General features: G+C 62.2%; 9 protein-coding genes and 1 other RNA gene. 1 reads left to right on the top strand and 9 read right to left on the bottom strand.

The genetic code is table 11. From position 1 onward, the window contains the following. Nucleotides 1-5: 5 nt before the first annotated feature. The 9 genes from murD to rnpB all read right to left on the bottom strand — a co-directional run bounded on the left by murD (nucleotide 6) and on the right by rnpB (nucleotide 10,705). A complete protein-coding gene (gene murD, locus HK20_RS03020; protein WP_086645586.1) occupies nucleotides 6-1,421 on the bottom strand; it encodes a UDP-N-acetylmuramoyl-L-alanine--D-glutamate ligase in 1,416 nt (471 codons plus the stop codon). Further along, the gene (mraY, locus tag HK20_RS03015; protein ID WP_086645585.1) at nucleotides 1,418-2,512 is read right to left on the bottom strand and encodes a phospho-N-acetylmuramoyl-pentapeptide-transferase; all 1,095 of its coding nucleotides are present in this window, start codon (nucleotides 2,510-2,512) and stop codon (nucleotides 1,418-1,420) included. Before mraY ends, murD begins: the two co-directional genes overlap by 4 nt. Continuing rightward, nucleotides 2,513-3,952 (bottom strand): UDP-N-acetylmuramoyl-tripeptide--D-alanyl-D-alanine ligase, encoded by a 1,440-nt coding sequence (gene murF, locus HK20_RS03010; RefSeq protein ID WP_086645584.1) that lies wholly within the window; start codon nucleotides 3,950-3,952, stop codon nucleotides 2,513-2,515. It abuts the gene before it with no gap. Beyond that, on the bottom strand, nucleotides 3,949-5,418 hold the full coding sequence (locus HK20_RS03005; RefSeq protein ID WP_086645583.1) for a UDP-N-acetylmuramoyl-L-alanyl-D-glutamate--2,6-diaminopimelate ligase: 1,470 nt from the start codon (nucleotides 5,416-5,418) through the stop codon (nucleotides 3,949-3,951). The genes murF and HK20_RS03005 overlap by 4 nt, the downstream gene beginning before the upstream one ends. Next, on the bottom strand, nucleotides 5,415-7,463 hold the full coding sequence (locus HK20_RS03000) for a penicillin-binding protein 2 (protein WP_086645582.1): 2,049 nt from the start codon (nucleotides 7,461-7,463) through the stop codon (nucleotides 5,415-5,417). Before HK20_RS03000 ends, HK20_RS03005 begins: the two co-directional genes overlap by 4 nt. A gap of 31 nt (nucleotides 7,464-7,494) precedes the next feature. Then, entirely contained in the window at nucleotides 7,495-8,472 is a 978-nt protein-coding gene (locus tag HK20_RS02995; protein ID WP_086645581.1) for a hypothetical protein, read from the bottom strand. Continuing rightward, the gene (gene rsmH, locus HK20_RS02990; protein ID WP_086645580.1) at nucleotides 8,469-9,488 is read right to left on the bottom strand and encodes a 16S rRNA (cytosine(1402)-N(4))-methyltransferase RsmH; all 1,020 of its coding nucleotides are present in this window, start codon (nucleotides 9,486-9,488) and stop codon (nucleotides 8,469-8,471) included. Before rsmH ends, HK20_RS02995 begins: the two co-directional genes overlap by 4 nt. 3 nt (nucleotides 9,489-9,491) lie before the next feature. Then, nucleotides 9,492-9,971 carry a division/cell wall cluster transcriptional repressor MraZ gene (gene mraZ, locus HK20_RS02985; protein ID WP_086645696.1) on the bottom strand — a complete coding sequence of 160 codons (480 nt, stop codon included), beginning with the start codon at nucleotides 9,969-9,971 and terminating at the stop codon, nucleotides 9,492-9,494. Nucleotides 9,972-10,292: 321 nt separating this feature from the next. After that, nucleotides 10,293-10,705, bottom strand: an RNA gene (gene rnpB, locus HK20_RS02980) — RNase P RNA component class A. Nucleotides 10,706-10,801: 96 nt separating this feature from the next. Here rnpB and HK20_RS02975 point away from each other — a divergent pair. Beyond that, nucleotides 10,802-11,866, top strand: a complete 1,065-nt coding sequence (locus HK20_RS02975; protein ID WP_086645579.1) for an alpha/beta hydrolase — start codon at nucleotides 10,802-10,804, stop codon at nucleotides 11,864-11,866. Nucleotides 11,867-11,870 lie beyond the last annotated feature (4 nt).

The raw sequence follows: 11,870 nt of genomic DNA, 5'->3' as shown, positions 1-11,870 counted from the left end.
TTGTCCTACTGCCCCGTCGTGCTCATCTGCTGCGTACGCACAGCATGGGCCAACGCCTGAAAATGCTGCCCGCGTGCCTCAAACCCGGCATACTGGTCAAAGCTCGCACAGGCGGGTGAGAGCAGGATAACGGGCGTATGGGTCTGCTGTGCAAGACTGTAGGCTTGGGGGACTGCTTTTTCCAGTGTCTCCACCACGGTATGGGGCACGTTGTGGCGCGTAAGGGTTGCTGCCAGCTCCGCTGCATCCCGCCCGATCAGGAAGGCATGGGTGATACGGCCAAAATATGGACTCAGGCTTTCTATCCCGCCTTCCTTGGCCATCCCCCCTGCAATCCATACCAGCCGGTCATAGCACCCCAATGCGCGGGAGGAGGCATCGGCATTGGTGGCTTTGCTGTCGTCTATGAAGGCAATGTTGTTGCAGGTTTCAACCAGCTTCTGCCGGTGTGGCAGACCGGGGAAGGAGGCAATGGCCTGTGCTGCAACGGTATCCGCAATACCCAGAAAACGGGCCATGGCCAGTGCGGCGGCTGCATTCTGGGCATTATGCGCACCCGGCAGGGCAGGGGGCAGTGTGGCCAGTGCCGCGCTGTTGTGCCAGACCGCGCCATTCTGGCCGTAATAGCTGGCGGCAGGATTGGTGCCGGACACGGTTATGCAGGGTGTGGCCGACTGGGCCAGATGCCCGGCAATGCGGGTGCATTCAGCATCATCAATGCCAATCACGGCAATATCGTGTGCTGTCTGGCCCGCAAACACACGTTGCTTGGCCTGTGCATACCCGGCCATGCCTGCGTGGCGGTCCAGATGGTCCGGGGTCAGGTTGAGCAGGCAGGCGGCATCAAAATGCAGGGTGTCCAGCCGTTCCAGCATGTAGGACGACATTTCCAGCACATACACGCCGTTATCGGGGAGTAGGGGCAGGGCCAGTGCTGCGGGGCCAAGGTTGCCACCGGCTGCAACCGGCACACCGGCCTGTTCCAGAATATGGGCCAGCAGGGTGGTGGTGGTGGATTTGCCGTTGGTGCCGGTAATGCCCGCAAAGCGTGCCTTGCTGCCTGCGGCGCGGACTGCGCAATAAAGCAGTTCCGCATCGGACAGAATGGGCACACCCGCTGCAATGGCCAGTGCGGCAACCGGGTGCACACGCGGCAGGTGGTGCGGAATACCGGGGGAGAGAACAAGCGCGTCAAACCCCGCCAGATCCTCCAGCGGGGCGCAGGTAACGCGGGCAGCCTGCTCGGGGGGCATGTGGGCCAGCGCTTGGGTCAGGCCTTGGCGGCCTGCCTCTCCATCATCCCATGCCTGAACATGCGCGCCACATGCGGCCAATGCCTGCACGGCGGGCAGGCCATTGCGGCCAAGGCCCAGCACGGCAAAACGTTTCACGGCAAACACAGAGGGGGGGAAGGTGCTCATCGCAGTTTCAGCGTGGCCAGACCACACATGCCCAGCACGATGGAAACAATCCAGAACCGGATGACAATCTTGGGTTCAGCCCAGCCCTTTTTTTCAAAATGGTGGTGGATGGGCGCCATAAGGAACACGCGGCGGCCCGTACGCTTGTACCAGAACACCTGAATGATGACCGAGAGTGTTTCCACCACAAACAGCCCACCAACAATGCACAGCACCAGTTCGTGCTTGATGGCAACGGCCAGCGAGCCAAGTGCCCCACCGAGGGAGAGCGAGCCCGTATCCCCCATAAATACGGCAGCAGGTGGTGCGTTAAACCACAAAAAGCCTAGACCGGCCCCAACAAGGGCTGCGCAGAACACCGCCAGTTCCCCCGTGCCGGGCACGGCATGGACCTGAAGGTAGTCTGCAAAAACATGGTTGCCCACCACGTAGGACAGAATGGCAAACACCAGCGCCGCCACCACCACGGGGCCAATGGCCAGCCCGTCCAGCCCATCGGTAAAGTTAACCGCATTGCCAAAGCCGGTAATCACGATCATGGCGAACACGGGGTAGAGCAGGCCGAGGGGGAGCAGCAGCTCCTTGGCAAAAGGGAAGGCCAGATGGTTGGCCAGTTCAGGCGGCATCAGATACTGCAACCACCCCCCGCATATGAGCGATATGGCAAATTCCGAGCCAAGGCGCGCCCGTTTGGAAAGTCCATCCGTGTTGCGCCGTGCCAGTTTGCGGTAATCATCGGCAAAGCCAATCAGGCCAAAACCCAGCGTGGTCAGCAACACGGCCCATACAAACCCGTTTTCCAGATTACCCCAGAGCAGCGTAGCCACTGTGAGTGCGATCAGGATAAGCATGCCGCCCATTGTGGGGGTTCCGGCTTTTTCAATAATATGCCGTTCAGGCCCAACCGCGCGGATGGGCTGCCCGTAACGCTGGATACGGCGCAGCATGGTAATGAGTGGCCTGCCCAGAAGCAGGCTGATCCCCAGTGCGGTCATGCAGGCGCAACCCGCCCGGAAGGAAATGTAACGCAGCAGGTTGAGCAGCGTAATGTGCCCGTCATGCACCGCGTGAGAGACCAGTAGATACAACATTCAGATGGGCTCCACGGTGTTAAGGGTTTCAAGGGCTGCAATGACATCGCGCATGCGACTACCCAGACTGCCTTTGACCAGCACGGCATCTCCCCCGCGCAGGGCGGCACAGGCCAGAGGCGCAAGGGCGGCGGCGTTGTCCGCCCATGCGCCCTGTCTGGCGGGGGGCAGGGCATCGAAAAGGGTTTTCATGTAAGGTCCGCAGCAAAAAACAAGATCGGCCGAGGCAGCCGCTACTGGGGCAAGGGCTGCGTGTTCAGTTGTAGAGAATGTTCCCAGTTCGCGCATATCGCCCAGAATGGCAATGCGGCGGGTGGCAGGCAGGTGGTGCAGGACGTCCAATGCCGCGCGGATGGAGGCAGAGGAGGCATTATAGCTCTCGTCCAGCAGGGTTATGGCTCCCCCCGCAATGTGGCTGAGTGCCCCCCGGCCCTTGCCGGGGGTAAAGCTTTGCAGTGCCGTGGCGGCTTTGGGCAGGTCCGCCCCAAGGGCTGCGCAGGCGGCCAGTGCGGCCAGTGCGTTGCGGGCCAGATGCAGGCCGGGTGCTGGCACATGCACGGCTACCTCTACCCCGGCAATGCTGGCGGTAAACTGTGTGCCATCGGCCCCGGAGTGCACAGCGCCCATATGCGCGGTGCTGTCAGGGCTGGAGCCCGTGCGCCACAGGGTTGCGTGGGCCTGTTGTGCGGCCTGAACAAAAAAAGAAGCACCGTGCGCATCATCCGGCACCACAGCCACGCCATGGGCTGGCAGGGTGGTGATAATGGAGGCTTTTTCTGCCGCAATGGCGTCCAGGCTCCCCATATGGCCCAGATGGGCGGAGCCTATGGTGGTAATCACCGCCACATCGGGGCGAACCATGCGGGCAAGAGGGAGGATCTCGCCGGGGTGGTTCATCCCGATTTCACTAATGCAGAAGGCTGCATCTCGTGGCAGGCGGGCAAGGGTCAGGGGCACGCCCCAGTGGTTGTTATAGGAGGCCTCGGCCGCATGGGTCGGGCCATTGGCGCTCAGGCACAGGCGCAGCATTTCCTTGGTGGTGGTTTTGCCCACGCTGCCGGTTACGGCCACGACCTTGCCGGTAAAACGCGCACGCGCGGCTTGGGCAAGCTGTTGCAGGCCCACCATTGTATCGGCCACCACCAGCACACGCGGGTCAGCCAGCCCGTCTGCCGCATGCACCATGGCGCATGCCGCTCCCTTGTCCAGTGCAGTCTGAACATGGGCGTGGCCATCGCTGGTATCCCCCTTAAGGGCGATAAACAGATCACCGGCGGCAAGGGTACGTGTGTCGATGGAAATGCCGGTTATGGCCTGCTCAGTCAGGTTTCTGGCAGGGACTTCAGGCTGTGTGCCTGTGGGGGCAGAAGGGCCTGCTGCGGGCAGAAAATACCCACCCGTTGCCTGTTCCAGTTCCGTGCGGGTCCATAAGGTGGTCATGGCTGCCCCACTACGGCGCGAATAACCGCGGCATCATCAAACGGCAGCACGGTTGTACCTATAATCTGCCCCTGTTCATGGCCTTTACCTGCCACCACCAGCACATCCTTTGCTCCAAGCATGGACAGGGCCTCTGTTATGGCCTGCCTGCGATCCCCGATTTCCAGCGCATCGGGCGCGCCCGCGCGGACCTCCGCACGGATTTGTGCGGGGTCTTCCGAGCGGGGGTTATCATCTGTGATTATGGCAATATCAGCGCCATGTGCAGCCGCCTGTGCCATAAGGGGGCGTTTGCCCTTGTCGCGGTCCCCGCCTGCGCCAAAAACCACCACCAGTCGTCCCTGCGCATGTGGCCGCAGGGAGGAGAGCAGGCGGGCCAGTGCATCTGGCGTGTGGGCATAATCCACATACGCGCTGGCACCATTGGGCAATACGGCGGCCCGTTCCATGCGCCCGCGTACCCCGACCAGAGCGGGCAGCAGGTCCAGTGCTGCGGGTATGGCGGCCTCGTCCTGCACAGCCAGAGCCAGAGCCAGCAGGGCGTTATCCACCTGAAAACGCCCGGGCAGAGGGAGCATGACAGTTTTAACCAGCCCGTTGCAGCTTATGCGCAGTTCCTGCCCGGCGGGAACGGCCTTGCAGTCCAGCAGGCGCAGGGTCGTGCCGTTGGTACCGATCAGGCGCAGGTGCAGGTTGCGGGTCTTGGCAATGCCGTGCAGTGCATCAAGCGTTGTGGCATCCATGTCCGCATTGGCGGCGGCAATGGCCCCTTGGGGGAGCAGGGTATCAAACAGCCGCAGCTTGGCCGTGCGGTAGGCGGCCATGGTGCCGTGGTAGTCCATGTGGTCACGGGTGAGGTTGGTAAACCCGGCGGCCTGAAGGTGCAGCCCGTCCAGCCGCCCCTGTTCCAGCCCGTGGGATGATGCCTCCAGTGCTGCGTAATGCACCCCTGCGCGCTCCAGCGCGGCCAGCCCGTTGGCCAGTGCAACCGGGTCCGGTGTTGTCAGGGGAGGGAAGGTAACCCCCGTACCCTCGGCCCCGGTCAGCCCCAATGTGCCAATGCCGGCCGCCTTGTGGTCCTGTAATGCCCATATCTGGCGCAGGAAGTCGGTTGTGCTGGTTTTGCCGTTTGTGCCGGTTACGGCAACCAGATGTGCTGGTTGTGGGCCAGCCAGCATGGCAGCCCACAGGGCCAGCACGTGGCGCGGGTCGGGGCAGGTGATAAATGGCCGTTCTGGCACACCCTGCGGCCAGAGCGTGCCGGTTGGGGCCAGAATGGCCGCCGCCCCCTGCTGTACTGCTGCTGCAATATAGGTGCGGCCATCCACCCGCGTGCCGGGGAGTGCGGCAAACACAACGCCCGGACCTGCCTGCCTGCTATCGGCCGTAATGGCGCTCACATGCGGGTCGGTGGTGGTTGTGCTCAGGTTAAGTGCGCGCAGCAGGGTGGAAAGGAGTGTGCTCATTCGTCCATGTTCTCCCCTGCTGTTTTTTTGCGGATTGCCAGAGTATGTGCCGCCGTGGTGCGTGCCAGTTTTTCTGCCTGCCGGGTGGCGCGGTGTTCGGCCTCAAGCTTGCGCGGGTCCCCGGGGTCGTTCCCCGGGCCGAGCGGGCGAACGCCCCGTGGCACCGCCGGGTGCATGGGTATGGCCAACTGGGCATCAATCTGGGCCGCGTGCTCCACATCGGGGAAAATCTGCAACATGGGGCCAATGCGTGAGATCACGCGCGAGACTGTGGGGGCCGCGTTCCAGCCTGCTGTTGTCCAGCCGTGGGTCTGGGGGGTGGGCTGTGGGCTGTCCAGCATGACGTACACGGCGTAGCGCGGCGCGTTCATGGGGAAAATACTGGTAAAGGCAGAAATATTGACGTGTTTGAGGTAGCCGCCATGCGGGCCGATTTTTTCTGCCGTGCCGGTTTTTCCGCCTACAAAATACCCGGGGGATTCAGCCGTTCGGCCCGTGCCCTGCGTCACGTCCAGCCGGAGCAGCCTGCGCAGCAGCGCCGAATTGCTTTCGGAAAGAACGCGCACGCCCTGCGGAATAACCGGGGCTTCGGGCATGGGGGCACCGGTGCCTGTTGGCAGGGTGGGTAATGTCTGCCGCAGGGCTGCACTTTGCACACCCTGCTCGAACTCCTCTGCGGGGGAGGCGTCTGGCGCGGGTGGGTCGGGGTCTTCTTGGTCCAGCAGGGTGGGTGTGACCAGAATGCCACCGTTAACCGTGGCCGCCGTGCCGCGCACAATAGCCAGTGGTGGTTCGGCCACACCGTGACCAAACCCTACGGTCATGGTTGTGGCAAGGCCCCACTGGCGGGGTACCAGCGGGCGGGCGGCTTCGGGCAGTTCTACCGGTACGGGGGCAAAAAAGCCCATGCCGCGCAGCCATTCCGCCTGCCGTTTGCCGCCCACATCCAGTGCGATATGTGCTGCCGCAGGGTTGGAGGAATAGGCCATGACCTCGGGCAGGGACAACCATGGAGCAAAATGGTCGTTCTTCATGTCCCGGATGGTAAAACGCCCGATTTTGAGCGGAACGGAAGAAAAACTGTCCCATATATGGATGGTGCCAGTCTCCAGCCCCATGGCGGTGGTTTGCAGCTTGAAGGTGGAGCCCGGCTCATACAGCCCGGTTACAGCGCGGTTGAACCGCTCATCGTTTGTGGCGTGGGAAAACTCGTTGGCATCATAATCGGGCAGGCTGACCATGGCGATAATTTCGCCCGTGCGCACGTCCATGACAATGCCGCATGCGCCAATGGCCTGAAATGTATCCTTGGCAGCAGCGACCTCTTCACGCACGGCGGACTGCACGCGAATATCCAGTGAAAGCCGCAGGGGCTTGCGGTCCACCAGCAGGCGTTTGTTAAAAAAGCGCTCCACGCCGGCAATGCCGTTATCATCAATATCCACGGCCCCCATAATCTGGGCGGCCATGTGGCCCAGCGGGTAGTGCCGCTGTTCCCCCGGCTCAAAATAAATGCCGGGGATACCCAGATTGTTAATGGCCAGTTCCTGCTGGGGCGTAATGTTGCGCGCGATGTACACAAACTGCTTGTGCCGGGCCAAACGCTCGGCAGTTTCAGGCTCGTTCAGGTCATGCAGGACGGATTTGAGCTTGTGGGCAACATCAACCGGGTCGATCAGCTCCTGCGGGTTGGCGTAAACCTGCGCTACCGGCAGGGAAAGGGCGAGTGTCTGCCCGTTACGGTCCACAATGGAGGCCCGGTGGACCTGCGGCAGAACGTAATCCCCCGCCAGACTGCCCTTTGGGTCAATTTTGGGTATTTTTGGCACCTGCGGTGCAATCTGGCGCTGCTCGGGCACCATGGGGTGCAGCACTGTGGCAATTGTCAGCTTGATGGCAACGCAGGCAAATAGTGCGCAAAACCCGGCGGACACACACAGCAGCCGCACATGCATTGTTTCTCTGTGCGCGCGGGCGCGCAGGTCATCCCCCGTTACACCAATTGTGCGTGTTGTTTCGGAATCATGGCGTGGGGGGCCGACCATATCGTATCAGAAGGACTTTCAGCCAAAACAATCAGTTGGTTACGGGAACAGGGGCGGGCAGGGCGTCGCTACCGCGACTCAGCAGGGACCCGTTCGTATAACCGGAAGTTGCGCGGGCTTCCATATAACCCTCTGCTACGGGTGTTCTATGTGCGCGAACAGGGTGCCAGCTTGCTGCGGCCACAGGCAGGGGGTGGCGCACAGGCGTTATGTCATCACTGTTCTGGGCAAGGCGGCGTGGGGCCATGGCCTCTGCCCGGCTGGCAGCAGCCAGCGTTGCACGCCGGGAGGCTGAGGTATCCGTATCATCCGCGCTGGCTGTTGCAAGGTTCTGGTGCAGGCTGGGGCGGGGGGCATCAGCCACCTGCACGGGCTGGTGGCGGGGTGCCACCGCTGCGCGGGTAATGGGGGCATCATGCTGCGCAACCGGCGGCGGCAGTGCTGCGGGTGCAACCAGAACATGCGGTGCCTGTGCCGGGCTTTCCATGGCAACAGTTACCGGGTGTGGGCGCACAGCGCGCACAGGCAGCGGACGCGGGGGCGTGGGGGCTGCATCGGCTACAGCCAGAGTGTGTTCACGCTCGGGCTGCGGCGGGGGCAGATGCGCCGTGGTGCTGCTGGCAACCGCCACGGGGGCTGCTGGCTGGGCTGCGGTTTTGCTGCCCTGTGCCACCTGTGCGGGTGCGCTGGCCTGCGCCACGGCCACGGGTTCGTGGACCACATTGGGCAGGTGCTGCACAAGGTCTGCCATCCGCACAAACTGGGCCGGGTCCATGGACTGGAGGTAAGCCGCGTGTTTGACAACAAGAGCTGCCAGCCGCTCCGGCTGGTTTTCCAGCGCCCATTCCGTGCGGAGCATGGCGGTCTGCCCGCGCACGTGTTCGGTTTCGCTGACAATGGCGGAAATCTGCTGGTCCAGCAGGGTTGTCTGGTGCTTCTTTGTATAAAGGAAGAACCCCGATGCAATCGCCAGAACAGCGCAGCAGCATGTAAATGGGCGGGGGATCATGCACTCAATCCTTTAGTCAAAGAAGCGGATGGAGAAGGACGTTTCATCATGGCGCGCAGGCGTGCGCTGCGGGCACGGGGGTTGGCCCGGCATTCGGCATCGCCTGGGCGAATGGCCTTGCTGGTCAGGCCCACAAAAGCAGCCGGGGCCGCCGGGGCGAGCGATGCACGCGGGTCATGGCGGGAAAAGCTGACATCCTTGCCCAGAGCGCGCTGCATGGCGCGCTTGACCAGACGATCTTCCAGCGAGTGGAAGGAGACAACAACAAGCCGTCCGCCGTCATTTAACAGGGTCAGGGCCTGTTCCAGCCCACGTTCGATTTCACCCAGCTCATCATTCACGGCAATCCGCAGGCCCTGAAAGCTGCGGGTTGCGGAATCAATGCCCGAGCGGTCCTGCGGCACCACGCTCCGGATGACCTCGGCCAGTTGCAACGTGGTGTGGAGCGGGGTTTCCGCCCGCGCGGCCACAACGGCGCGGGCTACGCGGCGGGCGTGGCGTTCTTCCCCATAAAAATGGAAAATATCGGCCAGTTCCGCCTCTGGGGCAGTGTTGATGATGTCGGCTGCACTGCGGCCCTGTCTGGCCATGCGCATGTCCAGCGGCCCGTCAAACCGGAAGGAGAAGCCACGCTCGGCCTCATCAATCTGGAAGGAGGACACGCCAAGGTCCATGACAATGCCATCAAAACGGGGAGCATGGGCCTGCTCCGCCAGTTCGGCCATGTGGCCAAAACTGCCTGCCAGCATATGCAGGCGTGAGCGGCCTTCCACTTTTTCCATTTCGGCGCACAGCACCTGCCCACGGGCTATGGCGTCCGGGTCGCGGTCTATGGCCCAAACGTTGCATTCCGCCGTGTTCAAAATGGCGCAGCTATAGCTGCCCCCGCCAAAGGTGCAGTCCAGAATGGCCTCACCACGGGTGGGAGCCAGATAATGCAGAACCTCATCAAGCATGACGGGTACATGCCCACTGCTGGGGGGCTTGATGGCGGAGGGAAGTGGGAGCGCGTTCATGGCCTAGTCTTCCCTCTGGCTGGTCTGCGATGCCGCGGGAATGGTGACACGGCGGGACTTCTGGCGTGCTTCGGCCCGGCGCAGGCGCGCAGCCTCGGGTTCCCAGATCTGAAAGATGCGGCCAACCCCCATGAATGCGGCGGTAGAGACATCCTGCAACCCGGCATGTTCGCGCAGGAAGTCGGGCAGCATCAGGCGGCCTTCACGGTCAGGGTCCATGGGGTAGGCATCGGCGTAAATGGCGGCGGCAAGGTCGTCATGCTCGTCAGAGAACATGTCCAGCCGGTCCAGTGGCTCGGTCAGGCGGGCAAAGGCCACGGCTGGCCATGCCTCAATGCAGGGCAGCGTATGGGAGGGGCGGAGAATCACCAGCGCATCGCCTTCCTTTTGCTGTGACTTGAGAACGGAGCGGAACCCAGCAGGAATCGAGACGCGTCCTTTTGCGTCGAATCGATTTTCATGCGTGCCGAGGAACACACTCACGAAGTTCAGAAGTCCTTTTGAGCCAATGGTTTCTGTTCCTGGGGGGGGCGGGGAACATGGGACCGCAACCACTTTTATGGTCTGCCGTGGGATAGCATGGGATAGCATGGGACGCAAATTAAAAGCGAAGAAAAAACAGCAGAAAACAGCCGTTTATAAAGTATTCATACTTTGTTGGAGAGTCGCATGAATGTATTGATCGCGTAGAATCGAACTTGGGAAAGACATTATTTGTTCATGTTATGTTCTTTTGCAGTAAAAAGGGCATGCAAAAGCCCATGCGTGCCCAGCTTCATGCGCGGGAAAAGGGGGGGGGTAAAAAATGCCAGACGGTCTGTAAGCCGGGTTCTGTCTAGCCCAAAAGGGCCTGGACGATCATTCCTCTGGGACATGTCTTGCAACATGCCTCACGCGACCAACCCGAACGACGGGGCGGGAGAACCCCCGAAACCCTAAGGTTTCTGCCGTTCCTATTCGGTCTTGCTCCCGGTGGGGTTTGCCGTGCCTCCCCTGTTACCAGCGGAGCGGTGCGCTCTTACCGCACCGTTTCACCCTTACCTTCAGCCCGTCCCATGGTTTCCCATGGCATGGAACCCGGAAGGCGGTCTGTTTTCTGTGGCACTTTCCCTAAGGTCACCCTCGCCGGTCGTTAACCGGCACCGTTCTTCCCGTGGAGCCCGGACTTTCCTCCATCATGCGCAAAAACGCACAACAGCGACCGTCCGACCGTCTGGCCCGCGCACCCTGCGTTGGCGGCTGGCGCAGGTCAAGGGCTTTGTGTTGGAAAAGCGCTCTTGGCAGGAGCGGGCAAGAACGCACATCATGCACATATGTCTGATTTTATGGTTCCCACCTCCGTTTCAACCCCACTCCGGCCCAACCTGCCCTCTCGCGTGCTGCTTGGGCTGATCCGCTGGCAGGAGCGCCGTAAAAAACGCTTACCCAAAAAAGGGGCAGGGCAGGGCAACACTGCGCAGGGTCAGGGCGGGGCACAGGTACAGGCACAGCCTGCGGCGGCACTGCCAGAGCAGCAGCATTTTCTAAAAATACTGCGCAAGGCAATGGATACGCCCTCTTTCCCCCAGCGTCTGTCCGCCCTGCCGCTGCGCAGGGTGGTGCGTGTGCAGGTGTCGGGAGCAACGGGGCCATTGGCGGCACGGCTTTACATTCCGCATGGGCGGGTGCGTGGGGCAGTGCTGTACCTGCATGGGGGTGGGTTTGTGCATTGCGGCCTTAACTCCCACCACGGCATATGCTGCCGTCTTGCGCGGGCATCGGGTGCGGCGGTGCTGCTGCCCGATTACGCACTGGCGCCCGAAAACCCTTTTCCCGCAGCGGTGGAGGATTCCCGTGCGGCACTGGTCTGGCTGGCGGGGGCCTCCGCCCGGCACTGGGGCGGACAGGTGGCGGTTGCGGGGGATAGCGCAGGGGGGAACATTGCCGCCGTACTGGCGCAGAACGGCCGGGCAGGCCTGTGCCCTAACCCGGCCCTGCAACTGCTGTATTACCCATCACTTTACGGGCGTAATAACCTGCCGTCGCAGTCTACATACGAGGAAGGGTATTTTCTCTCCCGCCGCTCCATGGAGTGGTATGCCGCCCAATACATCCAGCGGGAGGAGGACTGGACACACCCGCATTTTGTGCCCGGCCACACGGCTGATCTGGGCGGGCTGGCCCCGGCCGTTATTGTTACGGCAGCATGTGACCCCATGCGGGATGAAGGGCAGGCCTATGCCTCAGCCCTCAAACGGGCCGGGGTGCCGGTGCTGTACCGCTGCTACCCCGGAACCCTGCATGCGTTCCTTAATTTTTACGCGCTTATGCCCCACGGCAAGGCGGCACTCCGCCTTGGGGGGCGCGCCTTACGCAAGGCTTTTGCAGCCAGCGCGTAAGGCC

This window comes from Acetobacter sp. DsW_54 (assembly GCF_002153575.1).
Classification (GTDB): domain Bacteria; phylum Pseudomonadota; class Alphaproteobacteria; order Acetobacterales; family Acetobacteraceae; genus Acetobacter; species Acetobacter fabarum.
This window is presented reverse-complemented; position numbering and strand designations above follow the sequence as displayed.